The organism is Microbacterium sp. 3J1, from assembly GCF_001049495.1.
Lineage (GTDB): Bacteria > Actinomycetota > Actinomycetes > Actinomycetales > Microbacteriaceae > Microbacterium.
Map to the genome: position 1 here is coordinate 104,214 of NZ_CDWI01000004.1, position 16,484 is coordinate 120,697.

The following is a 16,484-nucleotide window of genomic DNA, read 5'->3' on the forward strand; positions in this document are numbered from 1 at the left end:
TCTCAGCCTACCGTCGTCAGCGGTGCCGGTTCGCGCGCGATGCTCACGCGGACGCGTCGACTCGCGGCTTGCGGGCGCGGTGCAGCGCGACGATCCCGAACGAGAGGTTGCGATAGGCGACATCGGCCCACCCGGCCTCGCGGATCCAGGCGGCCAGCTTCTTCTGGTCGGGCCACTCGCGGATCGACTCGTTGAGGTAGTCGTAGGCCTCGCCGTTGGTGCCGGCGACGCGTGCGACGCGCGGCAGCACCTGCGAGTTGTAGAAGCGGTACGCCGAGCGGAACAGGCCCCCCGGCGGGGTCGAGAACTCGTTGATGACGAGACGGCCGCCGGGCTTCGTGACGCGGAGCAGCTCGCGCAGCGCCTTCTTCGGGTCGTTCACGTTGCGCAGCGCGTACGACATCGTCACGGCATCGAACTCGTCGTCCGCGAAGGGGAGATCCGTGGCATCCGCCTCGACGAACGAGAGATTGCGGATGCTGCCGTGGCGGCGCTTGCCCTCGGCGAGCATCCCCGGCGAGAAGTCGGCCGCGACCACCTGGGCTCCGCTGCGAGCGAGAGAGGCCGACGACGACGCGGTGCCGGCGCCGAGGTCGAGGATCTTCTCCCCCGGCTTGGGGGCGACGGCGCGCGTGGTCGCGGCGCGCCAGAGCGCGTCGTTGCCGACCGTCATCGCCGTGTTCGTGCGGTCGTAGCCCGCGGCGACCTGGTCGAACATGCCGCTGACGCGGGCGGGGTCCTTGCCGAGGTCGGCGCGGTTCGATTCGTTCGAGGTCACGCGTCCAGTCTAGGCGCGAGCTCCAGCGCTTCCAGGCGGTCGAGCCATGGATCGGCTGTGACGTCGTCGAACGGAGCAGCCTGCGCTCGTACGCGCTCCTCGAGGTCGAGCGCGAGCGCCTCGAGCGCCGTCATCACCTCGGGCGGGTAGCCGAACCGCACGGAGTGCTCGGCCCACTCGTCGCGGTCGTCGACCCAGGTGCCGCGGTCTCCCACGACCCGCACGACGTCGAGGTCCATGTCGATGCCCGTCGCGAGCAGCGGGTCGTCCGACCACTGCACCTCCCACCCGAGGTCGATGTAGATGCGCATGCCCCTGGGGTGGTCCCGGTTGACGGTCAGGGCGTAGTCGGTCCGGCGCGGCACGAGCGTCACATTCGGCGTCGCGGCGACGAAGGCGGCGCCTGGGCGCGCGCTGGGCCAGCCGGTGGGCTGACCGATCCAGTCGCCCCACTCGTCGGCGCCGAGGTAGACGCACTCGTGCCGCCAGTGCGGAGAGCCGTCCCACTTGCGCCATTGGAAGATCATCTCGGTGCCGGGTGCGGGACGCTCGTCGCTCATGGCCCCACTGTATGCGGGGCGACCGACGCCCTGACGGGGGCCGACGGGAAGACGGGGAACTAGGCTGGAGGGGTGAGCAGCAGGCTGGTCGTGGAGACCCGAGAGATCGACCCGGTCGAAGACCTCCTGGCCTACGCGGATCCTGCTCGACCCCTCGCCTGGCTGCGTCGCGGCGACGGCATCGTGGCCGTCGGCGATGACATCGTCGACAGCATCCGCATCTCCGCCGGCACCGCCGAGCTGCGGTCCGCCGCCGTCGCGACCGCGTGGCGACGGCTCACGGAGGACGCCGAGATCCATGACGACCTCGGCCTGCCCGGCTCGGGGCTGGTCGCCTTCGGCGCGCTGACCTTCGACGAGGACTCCGTCGCCGACAGCATCCTGATCGTGCCCTCGCTCGTGATCGGCCGTCACCGCGGGCGCACCTGGGTCACGAGCATCCGCTCCTCCTCCGCGGAACCGACGCCGGATGCCGTGACGCGCGAGTACGGGCCGCACTGGGCCGGCACGGTGGGCCCCGGTGCGCAGAGCCCGCAGGGCTACCAGGACTCGGTCCGTGAGGGGCTCGCCCGCATCGCCGACGGCGAGCTCAGCAAGGTCGTGCTCGCGCGCGACCTCACGGGAAGCATCCCCGCAGGCTCGGACCTCCGCCGCCTCGTCCGCGCGCTGTCCACCGGCTACCCCGACACCTGGGCGTTCGCGGTGGACGGGCTGATCGGCGCGAGCCCCGAGACCCTCGTCACCGTGCGGCAGCGCACCGTCACCGCACGCGTGCTGGCGGGGACGATCGGACGTGGGGCGGATGCGGACGCCGACACCGAGGCGTCTGCCCACCTCGCCTCCAGCACGAAGGACCTCGACGAGCACCAGTACGCGGTGCAGAGCGTGCTCGCATCGCTGCGTCCGCACACCCGGGCCCTCGCAGCCAGCGAACAGCCGTTCCTCCTCAAGCTGCCCAACCTCTTCCACCTCGCGACCGACGTCGAGGGCGAGCTGACCGACGGCGGGTCGTCGCTCGACCTCGTCGGCGCACTGCATCCCACCGCCGCCGTGGCCGGCACTCCGACGCCTGCGGCGATCGCCGCGATCCGTGAGCTCGAGCCGTTCGACCGCGGGCGCTACGCCGGGCCGGTGGGCTGGGTGGATGCCGCAGGCAACGGCGAATGGGCCATCGCGCTGCGCTGCGCCCAGTTCACGTCCGCCGATGACGGGATCGCGGTCACCGCGTACGCGGGCGCGGGCATCGTCGCGGGGTCCGACCCCGAATCCGAGCTCCTGGAGACCCGGGTCAAGTTCCGTCCGCTCGTCGACGCCCTGGCCTGAGCCACGTGCCCGCCGGGGCCATCAGCTCGCCGCGAGGCGCTTCTTCTCGGCCTCGACGTCGAAGTCCGCCGCGGGCCACTGCGGATCGATGTCCTGCAGAGTGCCGAGCAGCAGCTCCTGCACGGCCAGACGGGCGAACCACTTGTGGTTCGCCGGAACGACGTGCCACGGCGCGACCTCCGTCGAGGTGCGGTCGAACACCGTCTGGTACGCCTGCATGTACGGGTCCCACAGCATCCGTTCGTCGACGTCGCCGGGGTTGTACTTCCAGTGCTTGTCGGGGCGTTCGAGTCGCTCCATGAGACGCGACTTCTGCTCGTCGCGCGAGATGTGCAGCATCACCTTGACGATGCGCGTGCCCGACGCCGCGATGCCGGCCTCGAAGTCGTTGATGGCGTCGTAGCGCCGCTCGATCTCGTCGGCCGGAGCGAGCGAGCGCACCCGGCCGATCAGGACGTCTTCGTAGTGCGACCGATCGAACACCCCGATGAACCCGGGCTCCGGAAGCCGCTTCTCGACGCGCCACAGGAAGTCGTGCGCGCGCTCCTCATCGGTCGGAGCCTTGAACGCGGTCAACGCCACACCCTGCGGGTCGACGCCGCCGACGACGTGGCGCACGATGCCGCCCTTGCCCGCGGAGTCCATCGCCTGCAGGATCAGCAGCACCGAATCCTTCGCGACGCCCACCCGGCTCTCGGCGAACAGCCGCTCCTGCAGCTCGTTGAGCTCCTCGAGCCCCTTCTTGAGGTCTCGAGTGCCCTCGGCCTTCGCACCGTGATAGCCCGGAGTGCTCTCGGGATCGATGTCGGCGAGCCGGAACCCCTCGCCGACCTGCAGGGTCTGGGCCCAGCTGTGCGCATTCATGCACTCATCCTGCCCGCCGTCGCCACGGAAGTCACGCGTCCCGCGAGACGGGGAGGGTCAGCGCGTCAGCGGGACCTCGATCAGCTGCCGCCCGCCCGCCGGGGTGGTCAGCGCCTGATCGAGCGCGGTGCGGGTGGTGATGCGCTGGTACTCCCACCCGTAGGCGCGGGCGACCTCTTCGAGGCGCACGGTGTGCGGCGTGTAGAAGGCGCGGTCGAGGTCGGCGCGCGGCGCGGTCGTCGCGACCTCCAGCCCGTCGAAGATCGTGCCTCCACCGTCGTTGCCGACGATGACCTGGATGCGCGGCTCGGTCTCGTCGGGCGGCAGCAGAAGGGCGCCCACGTCGTGCAGGAAGGCGAGGTCGCCGAGAAGGACCCGGGTGACGCCGGGGGCGCCTCCGGCCTGGCTCGCGATCGCGATCCCCGTGGCGGTGGCGATGGTGCCGTCGATGCCGGCGAGACCCCGGTTCGCGTGCACGGGCACCTTCTTGCCTCCGAGCACGGCGTCGGCCACCCGGACCAGGCGGGACGAGCCGAAGACGAGACGATCGTGCGGCCAGGTCGCGCGCCACACGGCGTCGACGAGCAGTTCGCGGTCGAGCGGCCGACGGACGGCGGCGAGCTCGGCCGTCACGGCGGCGCGGCGGGCGGCCACATCGGTCGACGCGAGCCCCTCGGAGTCGGGGGCGCGCTCGCTGAGGTCCACGGCCTGCGCGGCGGATGCCGAGAGCCACGCGCCGAGCCACTCGCGATCCCCGGTGCCGGGGGCGACCGCGACGGATGCCACCGCGGTCGTTCGACCGTTGAGGTTCAGCTCCTCCCCGCCCCGACGCACGGCGATCACGTCGACATCGGTGCGTGCCAGGAGTCTCGCCACCTCCCGGCTGAGGGTCGGATGCCCGAGCACGACCGCCCGCTCGATCCGGCCCCCGAGGTCGTCGTCGCTCAGCAGAGCCCGGTAGCCGTGCACGATCTGACGTCCGAAGCGCGAGCCGCTGACGATCTCCGCGATGAGCGGCCAGGAGCCGACGTGCGCGATCTCCTCGGCATCCGGTCCGGCGTCTGCACCCGCGATGACCACGGTGCGGGGGCCGCGGTCGAGGACCAGCGGCTCGCCGACGGCGGGACGCGGGGCCTCACCGGGCGCGATGTCGATCGACGGGAGCGACCCCGACAGCGGTTCGCGTGACGGCAGGTTCAGGTGCACGGGACCGGCGACGCCCGAGTGGCCGTTGGCGGCGTCTGCTCCTCGTGCGATCTCGATCGCGCGGGACGCCAGGCCCGTCCAATCACCGTCGCCGGGGACGGGCGCGTCGATCTGCTCGCGCGCCCACGCGGCGAACATGCCGGGCTGGATGGTCGCCTGGTTGGCGCCGACGCCGCGCAGCTCGGGCGGGCGATCGGCGGTGAGCAGCAGCAGCGGGATGCCGGAGTGGAACGCCTCCATCGCGGCGGGCAGCAGGTTCGCCGCCGCGGTGCCCGACGTGCAGAGGACGGCAGCGGGCACCCCGCTCTCCCGGGAGAGGCCCAGTGCCGTGAAGCCGGCGACGCGCTCGTCGATCCGCACGTGCACACGCAGATGGCCGGCGGAGGCGGCGCTCACCGCGGCGAGCGCGAGCGACTGCGATCGCGAGCCCGGGGAGAGGACGAGGTCGCGCACGCCGTGCGCGACGAGTTCTGCGATAAGCGATGCCGCGGCATCCGTCGCCGGTGATGCCGTCACGGACGAGGATCCGGCGCGGCGCCGTCGTCGGTCTCGTCCTCGAGCCGGGCGAGTTCCTCTTCGAGACGGCGGATGCGGGCATCCTGCTCGCTCTTGCTGATGCTGCGGAGGAACTGCGGGTCGTCGTCGGGTGCGACGATGCGGATCGCGCCCTTGTCGTTCGCGCGCCGCCGGCCGATGGTGAACCAGAGGATGCCGCCGATGACGGGGATGAGCACCACGATGGCGATCCAGGCGGCCTTGCGCACACCCCGGTGCCGCGTCGACGGCTGCACGGCGCAGTCGACGATGCTGAACACCCAGAAGATGGCGGCCAGGAAGCCGCCCACGATCAACAGTCTCGCCACCCCTCCAGTGTAGGCGCGCGAATCGAGTGCGGCCCCGGAGGTTCCGTCACCGCCTCCACCGAAGCCGGATCGTTAGACTCCGCGGCGCCGAGCCGTCAGCCGTCGAGCAGGACGATGCGGTCGTCGCCGCCGCGCGGGCTGCCTCGTCCGTCGGTGTTGTTCGTCATCACCCAGACCTCGCCCTCCGGCGCGACGACGACGTCGCGGAGTCTGCCCAGCTCGCCGACGAGACGCTCGGTGCTCGTCGAGAGGTCGTCGAGGGGCACGACGCGCAGACGCTCGCCGCGCAGGTTGGCGATGAGGATCTCGGATGCCGTCACCGCGAGGCCGCTCGGGCTCGCCGCCTCGGGCGCCCACTGCTGCACCGGGTCGATGAAGTCCGCGTCGCCGGCGATGCCCTCGACCTCGGGCCAGCCGTAGTCGCCGCCGGGCTCGATGACGTTCAGCTCGTCCCAGGTGTCCTGCCCGAACTCGGCGGCGTACATCGTCCCCGCGGCATCCCACCCGATGCCCTGCGGATTGCGATGGCCGTAGCTGTAGACGGGCGAGCCCTCGAACGGGTTGTCGTCGGGGACGTCGCCCTCGGGCGTGAGACGCAGGATCTTGCCCGAGAGCGCATCCACGTCCTGCGCACTGTCGCGATCGCCGGCATCGCCGGTCGTCACGTACAGCATCCCGTCGGGGCCGAAGGCGATGCGCCCGCCGTTGTGGTTGCCGGCCGCGGGGATGTCGTCGATGACGGTCTCGGGCGCGCCGAGTGCCAGTGCTCCCGGCTCGCCGCCGATCGCGCGCCGCTCGACCCGGTTCTCCTCCGCCGCAGTGAAGTAGGTGTACAGCTCGCCCTCGTGCACGGCGAGTCCGAGCAGTCCGCCCTCTCCCCCGGCCGCGACGCCGTCGATCACCGCGACCTCGCGCACCTCCCCTTCGGCATCGATCTCGAGCACCCGCGCGCTGTCGCGCTCGCTCACGAGGGCCGTGCCGTCGTGGAAGGCGACGGACCAGGGCGCATCGAGCTCGTCGGCGACGACGTCGGACGCCGCCACGGACGGCGGACCGGGCTCCGGCGCGCAGCCGAACAGGAGCAGGGCGGATGCCGCGGCGCCGCCGATCGCACTCGTGCGGCGCGACACGGAGTGGCGCGACATCGAGCGGCGGGGGCGAGGCGAACGGGTCATGACTCCATCCAACCCGCAGACGCGTCGCGGCGACAGGGCTGATCGGCGGGATCGAGAAGCCGTGTCGCGCACGACGCCGCGGGTGCACAATACCGATATGAGCGATCGCTCATCCCTCGAGGAGCCCGCACCCGACGGGCAGGCGGCACCGGATCCGATGGAGTCCGATGCGGCCCTGAGCCGCCGCGCCCAGCTGCTCGCGACCGAGCACTGGGGGCTGCTCGCCGCGCGCAGCACGGCCCAGAGCGAGGTGCTCACACGGATCACGATCTTCCTCACCCTCGTCTCGGCCGGACTCGTGACGATCGGACTGCTGGGGCAGGCCTCGGGCTTCGGCGACTGGTTCGGATCGGCGGCGCTCGCGATCCTGGCCTTCCTCGCGCTCATCGGCTTCATGACGCAGGTGCGCGTGATGAACGTCTCCGAGGAGGACCTGATGTACGTCGTCGCGATGAACAGGATCCGCGGCGCCTACGTCGACATCGACCCGCAGGTCGCCGACGTCTTCCTCGCCTCTCCGTACGACGACGAGGCGGGCATGAAGCGGACGTACTCGTTCCTGCGTCCGCGTGGCGTCAGCATCCTGCTCGGCAGCTCGGTGATGCTGCTCATCGTCGTGAACGCCTGCGTCGTGGGCCTGCTGGCCGGGTCGGCGGTGGTGGCGGCGGGGGGCCGGTTCGACGTGGCCATCGGCGGCGGCGTCTTCGCCGGTCTTCTGTTCGCGGCCGGGTTCATGACCTTCGGCGGCATCGGGTTCCGCTGGGCGTGGAACCACCACGTACCTCGGCGGAGCACTCCCCCGGCGCCTCCTCCGTCGCTACGCTGAGCGCATGACCGAGGCGCGCACCCCCACGCATCCCGTTCTCACCGTGGTGCGGCGCATACCGGCGACCCTCACGATGGTGGGGCTGATCCTCCTCGTCGGTGCCGTGTGGCAGGGGCTCTGGCGACCGTTCGAGGAGACCGACCTCTTCTCCTCGGTCGCCTATGGTCTGCCGAACTTCCTCGAGGCGAAGTGGTGGACCCCGCTCACCGGCACCTTCTTCGTCAACTCGCCCTGGGTCTACGTGTTCACGATCTCGGGCTTCTGGGGCATGGCGTATCTCGAGTTCCGCCGCGGCAGCCGCGTCGCGCTCCTCTACTACTGGATCGGCCAGCTGTTCGCGATGTTCGCGACCGCCCTCGTGCTGTCGCTCGCGTCGCAGCTGCCCTGGGCCTGGGCCACCACGCAGGCCCAGGCGCTCGACGTCGGCGCATCCGGCGGCACGATGGCGTGCATGGCCGCCGCCGTCGGACTGTTCCGTCCGCCGTGGCGGGTGCGCGGGTGGCTCGTGCTGCTCGCCTTCGTGTTCATCTCGATGCTGTTCTGGGGCAAGGTCGCCGATCTCGAGCACCTGCTCGCCGTGCTGCTCATCCTCGTCGTCGACCGCACGCTGCGGGTACAGCGCACCACCGTCCGCGAACAGCGGCTCATCGCCGTCGTCGCGCTTCTCGTGCTGGGTGCCGTCGAGATCATCACGACGCTGGTGGCCACCGACGGCCCGTTCGGGCCGACGGAACCGGCATCCGGGGGATTCATCGACCTGGCGATCGACCTCGTCGTCATCCTCGTGCTCGTCACCGGCCTGCGTCGCGGACGACGCTGGTCGTGGGTGCTGGTGATCCTGCTGGGCCTGTTCAACATCCTCATCGCGGCGCTCATCTTCATCCTCATCACCGTCTTCTCGCAGGCTCAGGTCGACTTCCGCTGGGACGGCGAGACCGAGCTCGCCCTCGCGAACGGGTTCCTGTGGGTGATCATGCTCGCGTACCTGATCGCGGTGCGCCGCGCGTTCCGGGCGAAGCGGAGATCGCTGCTCGGCACGCAGCCCGCGCCGTCCGTCGACGAGGTGAAGGCAGAACTGCGCGCACACGGCGGCGGCACGCTCTCGTGGATGACGACGTGGGAGGGCAACAGCTACGCCCGCACGGGCGGTGGGATCGTCGCCTATCAGCGGCGCGCAGGCGTCGCCCTCGCTCTCGCCGATCCGATCGGGCCGGCCGCGTCTCGCGCCGCCGCTGTCGTCGAATTCATCCGCACGGCCGAGCAGGCCGGACTCGTGCCGTGCTTCTTCAGCGCCGACGAGGCGACGAGGAGTGCCGTTCCCGACACCTGGCGGAACCTCGTCGTCGCGGACGACACGATCGTCGATCTGCCGGGCCTCGAGTTCACCGGCAAGCGATGGAACTCGGTGCGCAGCTCGCTGAACCGCGCGGGCCGGGAGGAGATGACCTTCCGTATGACCCGCCTCGCGGACGAGCCCTGGGGTGTGCGCCAGCAGCTCCGCGCGATCTCGGAGGCGTGGGTCGGCGACAAGGACCTGCCGGAGATGCGCTTCACGCTCGGCACGCTGGACGAGGCCGAGGATCCGGAAGTCCGACTCGCGCTCGCCCTCGCGCCGAACGGCGACGTCGACGGATTCCTCTCCTGGCTGCCTGTGTACGGCGAGGGCGGCACCGTGCGCGGCTGGACGCTCGACCTCATGCGACGGCGCGAGGGAGGCTTCGGCCCCGTCATGGAGTACCTCATCGGAGCATCCGCGAAGCAGTTCTCGGAGGAGGGAGCCGAGATCATGTCGCTCTCCGGGGCTCCGCTCGCTCACGACTACCCGCCGGATGCCGGCATGATCGCCGCTCTGAGTGATCGGCTGGCGGAGGCTCTGGAGCCGGTCTACGGCTTCGCCTCGCTGCACCGCTTCAAGCAGAAGTTCCACCCGCGCTACGAGACCATGTACCTGCTGTTCCGTGATGAGAGCGACCTGGCCGCGATCGGACCGGCGCTCACCCGGGCGTTCCTCCCCGATGCGACGCTGCGTCAGTTCGCCGGGGCCGGACTCGAGCTCGTGCGCGGCAGCAAGGACTGACGCTCTCTCCCGAGGGTCAGCCGTCGCGGGGCGGCTTGCGCAACTGCTTCACGTCGGTGCGGCGGCGCTTCGCCGACAGGCGGCGCTCCTTCGACCCTCGGCTCGGCTTCGTCGCGCGGCGCGGTGCGGCCGGGGGCCGGATCGCCTCGGCGACGAGGGCGGCCAGGCGCTCGCGGGCGGCATCCCTGTTGCGCAGCTGAGCGCGATGCTCGGACGCCGCGATCGTCAGGACACCTCTCACGAGGCGCCCGCCCAGCCTGTCGAGGATCCGCTCACGGTGGACGGGCGAGAGCACAGCGCTCGCTCCGACGTCCCACAGCAGCTCGACCCGGGAGTCGGCCGTATTGACGCCCTGCCCGCCGGGGCCCGACGACCGCGAGAACCGCCAGGACAGCTCAGACTCGGGGATCGTGAGTCCCGACGAGATCCGGAGACCCGGACGGAGCGGTTCGGCCATGGGATCCATCTTGGCGTGTCGCGTCCGCTAGCGCCGCACTGCCGTGCCGTCAACCCGTTGGGCTCAGCGTCGCTCGCGGTCGTACCGTCGCAGCAATCGTGGACGGACGACCGATGAGGAGCGGATGATGAGAACGGATTTCGACGCCGAAGCACGGCGCGCGATCGTGACCGGAGCGGACTCGGGCATCGGGCGGGCCACCGCCGTCGCCCTCGCCGCGGCGGGGATCGACGTGGGCATCACCTGGCACTCCGACCAGGAGGGTGCCGAGCGGACGGCCGAGGAGGTGCGCAGTCATGGGGCCCGCGCGGTCGTCGCCCAGCTCGACGCCTCCGACATCCCCCGGTGCGGCGACGTGGTCGACGGCCTGATCGCCGAGCTCGGCGGGGTGGACGTGTTCGTCAACAACGCGGGCACCGGCGCGAGCACCGGATTCCTCGAGCTCACTCTCGAGGACTGGAACCGCGTCATGGACACCGATCTCACGGGCGCGTTCGTCTGCCTGCAGCGGGCCGCGCGATCGATGGTCGCCGCAGGGCGCGGAGGACGCCTGATCGCCGTCACGAGCGTGCACGAGCACCAGCCGATGGTCGGCGCGAGCGTCTACGACGCCGCCAAGCACGGTCTCGGCGGGCTCATGAAGAACCTCGCGCTGGAGCTCGGCACATTCGGCATCACCGCGGTGAGCGTGGCGCCCGGCGAGATCGCGACGGAGATGACCGGCAACGACGACGTCGATCCGCACACCGTGGACCGCCCCGGCATCCCGCTCGGGCGCCCGGGCGACGCTCGCGAGGTCGCCGCGCTGATCGCGTTCCTCGCGTCGCCGGAGGCCGCATACATCACCGGCGCATCGATCGTCATCGACGGCGGGATGCTGCAGATGGGCCCGCAGGCGGGTGCCGCGATCACGGCCCACGACTGGCGGACCGTGTAACCGAGGCACCCGCGGAGAGGGGGTTCACCTCGACGACGGCCGCTGCTACGTTGGCCTCACGTCGACCGAGAAGGGCCTCCTCATGGCTGATCTGCTGACCTCCTGGCGCGACACGGCCACCAGACGGGCGATCGAGTCGTTCGTCGACTCGGTGACCAGCGGATCGGCCGCGGTGCCGGTACCCGAGCGGGTGGCGGTGTTCGACAACGACGGCACGCTCTGGACCGAGAAGCCGATGCCGACACAGCTCGCCTATGTCACGGAGCAGTGGCGCGCGAGGTTGGCCGAGGATCGATCCCTGGCATCGCGCCAGCCCTACCTGGCCGTGGCGAGCGGGGATCTGTCCTGGATCGGCGCCGCCGTGGACAAGCACTACGCCGGTGACGACACCGACCTGCACATCCTCATCGGAGCCATCGTGGAGGTGACGAAGGACCTCAGCGTCGACGCCTACGCGTCATCGGTGGGCGAGTTCTATCGGACCGCGCAGCACCCGACTCTGACACGGCCATACGCGCAGACCGTGTATCGCCCGATGGTCGAACTGCTGCGATACCTCGAGGCGCACGACTTCACCTGCTACATCGTCTCGGCAGGCGAGCGAGACTTCATGCGTCCCATGGCGGAGGACTACTACGGCATCCCGCCCGAGCGTGTCATCGGATCCGCGTACGGGCTCACCTACGACGAGACGTCGGCGGAGGTGCGGTACGGGACGTCCCTGGAGTTCTTCGACGACGGACCCGAGAAGCCGGTCAGGATCTGGAGCCGCATCGGCCGGCGCCCGATCTTCGCCGCAGGCAACGCGAATGGCGACATGCCGATGCTCGACTTCGCACTCGGCGCTGCGACGGGTTTCGGTCTCATCGTCCACCACGACGACCACACCGGTCGCGGGGACACCCCTTACGACAAGGGAGCGGAGAAGGCGCTGGCCGAATCAGGCGAACGCGGGTACACGGTGGTGAGCGTCGCAGACGACTGGTCGAGCGTGTTCCCGGACGCGACGGTGTGACGGAGCCGACCAGCGAACTATTCGGCGTCAGGAACCTTCCTCGACGACTCGAAAGCGACGCCGAAGATCAGTCCGAGCGCGAGCCCCATCCCGACGCCCAAGGCGAGGTTGTCGAGCACGGTCAGTCCTGCCGCCGCGCCCAACGGGAGCCCGAGCGCGATACCGAGTGCTACACCGCGCCCCGATGTCTTCTTGGAGTCCTCTTCTGAATCAGTCATGAAGGTGACGCTACGTCGGGACGACGCAGCGCACATCCACCGTGCGACGGACAATGGGGGGCCGCTGGGATTCGATCCGTTCCGGTACGGGACCCGCGGGGCTTCTCGAGTGGACGCGACGGCGGGAGTCGAACCCGCAACGCCGTCAGGTATGAGCTGAGGCCCGGGACCGCCCGGATCGCCGCGATGAGGATGACGTTACCTGGCCGTGATCCGGAAAACCAGGATCGTTGCCGCGTCTGACCGAAAGCGTCGCGGTGTGACGACTTTCGTCACGGCGCGTCTCGCGGCACGTCTCCCGACGCCGTCGGAGGCGGCGTGTACCGTCACGAGCATGGCCGCCGCAGACGACCCCGCCACCACCGGTCAGAAGACCCACCGGTACCTGCGCCTCTCGCTGGTCCTCATCGTGTTCGCGCTGCTCGTCGCGGTCGCGCTTCAGAGCGTCGTAGTGTCCTGGGAGCCGCTGACCTTCGGCTGGCAGCCCCTCCCCTCCATCAGTCACGCGTTCTACACGCCCGTGCGAGACGTGTTCGTGGGTGCGCTCATCGCGACCTCGGTGGCGCTCCTCGCTCTGTCGGGGCGCAGTCGGGCGACGACGCTGCTCGACGTGTGCGCCGTCTTCGCTCCACTCATCGCGATCGTGCCGACCGGAGTCGTGCCGACGGCGATCGGCGTCTCGGGGATCGCCGACGCCGTCGTACGGGACGAGACGTCGTGTCCCGGCCCCGTGGACTGCATCCCCGTGGAGTACATCGGCGGCGCGAAGGCGGGCATAGCGGTCTACGCCCTCGTCGTGCTCGCCGTGGTCATCACGATGGCGGTGATCCGCGCCCAGACCCGCACGCCGAACCGGGCCGCGGTCGTCGTGTCCGCGATCGCGCTCGTCACCGCGACGGCGATGGCCGCGCTCGCGTTCGTGCCGGCTCTGGACGACGCGTTCCCCTTCACCTTCTGGCCGGTGCACAGCATCCATTTCGTCGTGACACTGGTGTTCTTCAGCGTGTTCGCCGCGGTGCCGATCCTCTACGCCGGCGGGCCGCTCGATCCTGACGAGACACCGCCGACACCGATCCAGCGCACGATCTACCGCTGGATCGCCGGGCTGCTGATTGTCGACCTCCTGCTGCTCGTCGCGGCCGTCCTGTTCCGCCAGGTCTTCGGAGAGACACCGGTCGTCCTCATCGGAGAGGCCGTGGCCCTGATCCTGTTCGGCGCGTTCTGGTGGGTCCAGACCTTCCAGCGCTGGGACGACGTGAACCCGCCGTCGATCGTCGCCGACCGCCGGTCAGAACCGTGACGGCGGCGCAGGAGCATCCAGCGCCCTGATGAGGCGCCCCAGAGCCTCGCGGAGCTCGGCGCGGTGCGGCTCCGGGAAGTCCGTCGTGAACTCGACTCCCGGCGGCACGTAGAACATCCCGTAGACGGCCTCGCGCCAGTCGGAGCCTCCCACCGGCCACCGGGTGCGGTCGGCGTCTTCGGGCGTGGCGCCGTCGGCCCAGATGCCGAAGTACTCGCGCATGCGATCGATCGGCAGGTCCATGACGACATCCGCCTCGATCTTCTGCGGCGACCACGACGTCGCGAGCAGGATGCGCTCCTGCACCTCCTCCTCCGACATGTCGCGCGGTGTGAACAGCACCCTCGTGTGCTCGACCGCCTCGATGCGGTCCACGCGCAACGTGCGCCAGTCGTCGCGCTCGATGTCCCAGCCGAGCAGATACCAGTTGCGCTCCGACGGCGAGAGCACGTGCGGCTCGACGCGACGGATGCTCTCGCGCCCCTCTCTGTCGACGTAGCGGACGCGTACGCGTTCGTGGTCGCGCGCCGCGAGCGCGAGCTCGCCGAGCACGACCGGCGAGATGACCGGAGCCTGCCGGGTCGAGGTGGGCTGCACGGACGCGGCGAGCGCGTTCACCCGTCGCCGCAACGCCGACGGCAGCACCTGCTCGAGCTTCGCGAGGGCGGTGAGCGTCACCTCCGAGCCGCCGACCATCTGCTGCGTCGCGGCGACCCGGAGGCCGATCGCCATCGTCACGGCCTCGTCGTCGGTGAGCAGCAGGGGCGGCACGGCACTGCCCGCCTCGAGCCGGTACCCGCCCGCGGCGCCGGGCGTCGACTCGACGCGGTAGCCGAGCTCGCGCAGCCGGTCCACATCACGACGCACCGTGCGCTCCGTCACGCCCAGCCGACCGGCGAGCTCCGAGCCGGGCCAGTGCCGGTGCGTCTGCAGGAGGTTGAGCAGTGCGAGCGCTCGGGAGGTGGTGTCGGACATGAGTCAAGAGTCCCAGATATCGCGGACAGGATGTGTCCTGGTTGCCTTCTACTCTCGGGGCATGGCGAACGAATCCATCATCGAAACCGAGGGCCTGACCAAGGTCTTCACCGTCAAGAAGACGTCGGTCGACGCCGTCACCGACCTCTCCTTCATCGCGAACCGCGGCGAACTCGTCGCGTTCCTCGGACCCAACGGCGCGGGCAAGTCCACGAGCCTGCGGATGCTCACGACCCTCATCCCTCCGACCTCGGGCACGGCGCGCGTCGTCGGGCACGACATCCGCACGGATGCCGCGGGCGTCCGCGCCCGCATCGGGTACGTGGGGCAGCTCACGAGCGGCAGCTTCTCGCAACGGGTGCGCGACGAGCTGCTGAGCCAGGGCGCGTTCTACGGCATGACGCGTCGCGACAGCATCCGTCGCGCGGACGAGCTCATCGAGTCCCTCGACCTCTCGTCGTTCGCGACCCGGACCGTGCAGCAGCTCAGCGGCGGGCAGAAGCGCCGGCTCGACATCGCGCTCGGACTCATGCACGCGCCTCCTCTGATCTTCCTCGACGAGCCGTCGACCGGTCTCGACCCGCAGAGCCGCGCCAACCTGTGGCAGCACATCCTCGATCTCCGGACCCAGCACGGAACCACCGTCTTCCTCACAACGCACTACCTGGAGGAGGCCGATCGCTACGCCGAGCGGGTCATGGTGATGGACAAGGGGCGGATCATCGCCGACGACAGCGCTGCGGCACTCAAGGCGACCCTCGCCGGCGACGTGCTGACGTTCGGCTTCGCGACCGAATCGGATGCTGCGCTGGCGCGCCCCGTCATCGCCAGGCTCAGCACAGCGGAGGTGACCCTCGACGGCGACTCGGTCTCCCTCGCCGTCCCTGATGGCGACCGGCTCCTGCCCGTGATCGTCCGCGAGCTGGATGCCGCCGGAATCCTCGTCCGGCGCGCGACCGGCGTCCCGCCCACCCTCGACGACGTGTTCCTGGCCCTCACCGGGCGCACGCTGCGCGAAGCGGGCGAGGGAGACGAGGCGTCCGAGACCGCCACCGACACCGCCGCTGCCGCGACCACCGACGCCGCGACCACCGCCACGACAGGAGCCCTCTCATGACCACCTCGACCGACACCCTCGTGCGGGCGAACCTCGTGCGCGACACGAAGAACGTGCTGACCCGCGAGCTCAAGCCCGTGGTGCGCGACCCGTTCACGCTGATCTTCAGCCTGCTGCAGCCGCTCGTGTTCCTCGGGCTGTTCGCTCCGCTGCTCATCGGCGGCTCCGGTCAGCCGGCCGGCGAGACGCTCGCCTGGTTCGTGCCGGGGGTGCTCGTCATGATCGTGCTGTTCGGCACCGGCGCCACCGGCTCGAACCTGCAGTACGAGATGATGACCGGCTCGCACGAACGCACGCTCGTCGCACCGCTCGCCCGCTCCTCGCTCCTGATCGGCCGCGCCCTCAAGGAGATCGCACCGATCGTCGTCCAGGCGCTCGTGATCGTGCTGATCGCCTGGCCCTTCGGGTTCGCGATCAACGTGCCGGGCCTCCTCATCGGTCTCGCACTGCTGGCGGTGTTCGGCGTCGGGCTCGGCTCGCTCTCGTACTCGCTGGCACTCGCGACGAAGGACCGCGAGTGGCTGTTCTGGGGTGTGCAGCAGGCGCTGATCTTCCCGCTGCTGATCCTCTCGGGCATGCTGCTTCCACTCGACGACGCCCCCGAATGGATGCGCGCGGTCGCGTCGGTCAATCCGGTCAACTGGGTGGTGCAGGCCGAGCGAGCGCTCTTCGCCGGTGATCTCGGCGACGCGACCGTGCTGTGGGGCTGGGTGTCGGCGCTGGCCGTCGCGATCGTCGGCCTCGCGGTCGGGGTGCGGGCGATCCGCCGCAGCAGCTGACCCGGCAGCTGACC

The 16,484-nt window shown here is 70.5% G+C and carries 17 protein-coding genes and 1 pseudogene; 8 read left to right on the forward strand and 10 right to left on the reverse strand.

The features are described from left to right. Positions 1-43 precede the first annotated feature (43 nt). Together BN2660_RS02525 and BN2660_RS02530 are read right to left on the reverse strand one after the other, a co-directional pair. Positions 44-778 carry a class I SAM-dependent methyltransferase gene (locus BN2660_RS02525; protein ID WP_091226850.1) on the reverse strand — a complete coding sequence of 245 codons (735 nt, stop codon included), beginning with the start codon at positions 776-778 and terminating at the stop codon, positions 44-46. Beyond that, entirely contained in the window at positions 775-1,338 is a 564-nt protein-coding gene (locus tag BN2660_RS02530) for a DUF402 domain-containing protein (protein WP_091226853.1), read from the reverse strand. The genes BN2660_RS02525 and BN2660_RS02530 overlap by 4 nt, the downstream gene beginning before the upstream one ends. A 72-nt stretch (positions 1,339-1,410) precedes the next feature. On the opposite strand from BN2660_RS02530, the gene BN2660_RS02535 reads away from it, so the two are divergent. After that, complete coding sequence (locus tag BN2660_RS02535) at positions 1,411-2,661, forward strand: isochorismate synthase (protein WP_091226855.1); 1,251 nt, start codon at positions 1,411-1,413, stop codon at positions 2,659-2,661. 21 nt (positions 2,662-2,682) lie between these two features. Here BN2660_RS02535 and BN2660_RS02540 read toward each other — a convergent pair whose 3' ends face one another. From BN2660_RS02540 to BN2660_RS02555, 4 genes are all read right to left on the reverse strand, one after another. Then, a complete protein-coding gene (locus BN2660_RS02540) occupies positions 2,683-3,525 on the reverse strand; it encodes a polyphosphate kinase 2 family protein (protein WP_091226858.1) in 843 nt (280 codons plus the stop codon). Positions 3,526-3,582: 57 nt separating this feature from the next. Further along, complete coding sequence (gene menD, locus BN2660_RS02545) at positions 3,583-5,247, reverse strand: 2-succinyl-5-enolpyruvyl-6-hydroxy-3-cyclohexene-1-carboxylic-acid synthase (protein WP_091226861.1); 1,665 nt, start codon at positions 5,245-5,247, stop codon at positions 3,583-3,585. Beyond that, a complete protein-coding gene (locus BN2660_RS02550; protein WP_091226864.1) occupies positions 5,244-5,594 on the reverse strand; it encodes a PLD nuclease N-terminal domain-containing protein in 351 nt (116 codons plus the stop codon). The genes menD and BN2660_RS02550 overlap by 4 nt, the downstream gene beginning before the upstream one ends. A gap of 95 nt (positions 5,595-5,689) precedes the next feature. Further along, the gene (locus BN2660_RS02555) at positions 5,690-6,769 is read right to left on the reverse strand and encodes a PQQ-dependent sugar dehydrogenase (RefSeq protein ID WP_091226867.1); all 1,080 of its coding nucleotides are present in this window, start codon (positions 6,767-6,769) and stop codon (positions 5,690-5,692) included. Positions 6,770-6,866: 97 nt separating this feature from the next. On the opposite strand from BN2660_RS02555, the gene BN2660_RS02560 reads away from it, so the two are divergent. Together BN2660_RS02560 and BN2660_RS02565 are read left to right on the forward strand one after the other, a co-directional pair. Then, entirely contained in the window at positions 6,867-7,595 is a 729-nt protein-coding gene (locus BN2660_RS02560) for a hypothetical protein (protein ID WP_091226870.1), read from the forward strand. Between the two features lie 4 nt (positions 7,596-7,599). After that, on the forward strand, positions 7,600-9,672 hold the full coding sequence (locus tag BN2660_RS02565) for a bifunctional lysylphosphatidylglycerol flippase/synthetase MprF (RefSeq protein ID WP_091226873.1): 2,073 nt from the start codon (positions 7,600-7,602) through the stop codon (positions 9,670-9,672). 16 nt (positions 9,673-9,688) lie between these two features. Here BN2660_RS02565 and arfB read toward each other — a convergent pair whose 3' ends face one another. Then, positions 9,689-10,129 carry an alternative ribosome rescue aminoacyl-tRNA hydrolase ArfB gene (gene arfB, locus BN2660_RS02570; protein ID WP_091226876.1) on the reverse strand — a complete coding sequence of 147 codons (441 nt, stop codon included), beginning with the start codon at positions 10,127-10,129 and terminating at the stop codon, positions 9,689-9,691. Positions 10,130-10,256: 127 nt separating this feature from the next. On the opposite strand from arfB, the gene BN2660_RS02575 reads away from it, so the two are divergent. Both BN2660_RS02575 and BN2660_RS02580 read left to right on the forward strand, forming a co-directional pair. Beyond that, a complete protein-coding gene (locus tag BN2660_RS02575) occupies positions 10,257-11,066 on the forward strand; it encodes an SDR family oxidoreductase (RefSeq protein WP_091227111.1) in 810 nt (269 codons plus the stop codon). Between the two features lie 82 nt (positions 11,067-11,148). Further along, positions 11,149-12,081 carry an HAD family hydrolase gene (locus BN2660_RS02580; protein ID WP_091226879.1) on the forward strand — a complete coding sequence of 311 codons (933 nt, stop codon included), beginning with the start codon at positions 11,149-11,151 and terminating at the stop codon, positions 12,079-12,081. Between the two features lie 17 nt (positions 12,082-12,098). On the opposite strand, the gene BN2660_RS02585 is transcribed toward BN2660_RS02580, so the two are convergent. Next, positions 12,099-12,299 carry a glycine zipper domain-containing protein gene (locus BN2660_RS02585; protein ID WP_091226881.1) on the reverse strand — a complete coding sequence of 67 codons (201 nt, stop codon included), beginning with the start codon at positions 12,297-12,299 and terminating at the stop codon, positions 12,099-12,101. A gap of 110 nt (positions 12,300-12,409) precedes the next feature. After that, positions 12,410-12,485 (reverse strand): annotated as a pseudogene (locus BN2660_RS16520). Between the two features lie 148 nt (positions 12,486-12,633). On the opposite strand from BN2660_RS16520, the gene BN2660_RS02590 reads away from it, so the two are divergent. Then, positions 12,634-13,599 carry a hypothetical protein gene (locus BN2660_RS02590; protein WP_176697055.1) on the forward strand — a complete coding sequence of 322 codons (966 nt, stop codon included), beginning with the start codon at positions 12,634-12,636 and terminating at the stop codon, positions 13,597-13,599. Here BN2660_RS02590 and BN2660_RS02595 read toward each other — a convergent pair. Then, a complete protein-coding gene (locus tag BN2660_RS02595) occupies positions 13,588-14,574 on the reverse strand; it encodes a helix-turn-helix transcriptional regulator (protein WP_091226887.1) in 987 nt (328 codons plus the stop codon). The two genes, BN2660_RS02590 and BN2660_RS02595, sit on opposite strands and share 12 nt — an antisense overlap. A gap of 61 nt (positions 14,575-14,635) precedes the next feature. On the opposite strand from BN2660_RS02595, the gene BN2660_RS02600 reads away from it, so the two are divergent. Both BN2660_RS02600 and BN2660_RS02605 read left to right on the forward strand, forming a co-directional pair. Further along, positions 14,636-15,691, forward strand: coding sequence for an ATP-binding cassette domain-containing protein (locus BN2660_RS02600; protein ID WP_091226889.1), 1,056 nt, complete (start codon positions 14,636-14,638; stop codon positions 15,689-15,691). After that, positions 15,688-16,470 carry an ABC transporter permease gene (locus tag BN2660_RS02605; RefSeq protein ID WP_091226893.1) on the forward strand — a complete coding sequence of 261 codons (783 nt, stop codon included), beginning with the start codon at positions 15,688-15,690 and terminating at the stop codon, positions 16,468-16,470. Before BN2660_RS02600 ends, BN2660_RS02605 begins: the two co-directional genes overlap by 4 nt. Positions 16,471-16,484 lie beyond the last annotated feature (14 nt).

Bases quoted from the DNA above. Each gene is read 5' to 3' on its own strand.
- BN2660_RS02530 (WP_091226853.1), bottom strand. From the start codon at position 1,338: ATGAGCGACGAGCGTCCCGCACCCGGCACCGAGATGATCTTCCAATGG.
- BN2660_RS02540 (WP_091226858.1), bottom strand. From the start codon at position 3,525: ATGAATGCGCACAGCTGGGCCCAGACCCTGCAGGTCGGCGAGGGGTTC.
- BN2660_RS02555 (WP_091226867.1), bottom strand. From the start codon at position 6,769: ATGACCCGTTCGCCTCGCCCCCGCCGCTCGATGTCGCGCCACTCCGTG.
- BN2660_RS02560 (WP_091226870.1), top strand. From the start codon at position 6,867: ATGAGCGATCGCTCATCCCTCGAGGAGCCCGCACCCGACGGGCAGGCG.
- BN2660_RS02565 (WP_091226873.1), top strand. From the start codon at position 7,600: ATGACCGAGGCGCGCACCCCCACGCATCCCGTTCTCACCGTGGTGCGG.
- arfB (WP_091226876.1), bottom strand. From the start codon at position 10,129: ATGGCCGAACCGCTCCGTCCGGGTCTCCGGATCTCGTCGGGACTCACG.
- BN2660_RS02575 (WP_091227111.1), top strand. From the start codon at position 10,257: ATGAGAACGGATTTCGACGCCGAAGCACGGCGCGCGATCGTGACCGGA.
- BN2660_RS02580 (WP_091226879.1), top strand. From the start codon at position 11,149: ATGGCTGATCTGCTGACCTCCTGGCGCGACACGGCCACCAGACGGGCG.
- BN2660_RS02585 (WP_091226881.1), bottom strand. From the start codon at position 12,299: ATGACTGATTCAGAAGAGGACTCCAAGAAGACATCGGGGCGCGGTGTA.
- BN2660_RS02590 (WP_176697055.1), top strand. From the start codon at position 12,634: ATGGCCGCCGCAGACGACCCCGCCACCACCGGTCAGAAGACCCACCGG.
- BN2660_RS02595 (WP_091226887.1), bottom strand. From the start codon at position 14,574: ATGTCCGACACCACCTCCCGAGCGCTCGCACTGCTCAACCTCCTGCAG.
- BN2660_RS02600 (WP_091226889.1), top strand. From the start codon at position 14,636: ATGGCGAACGAATCCATCATCGAAACCGAGGGCCTGACCAAGGTCTTC.
- BN2660_RS02605 (WP_091226893.1), top strand. From the start codon at position 15,688: ATGACCACCTCGACCGACACCCTCGTGCGGGCGAACCTCGTGCGCGAC.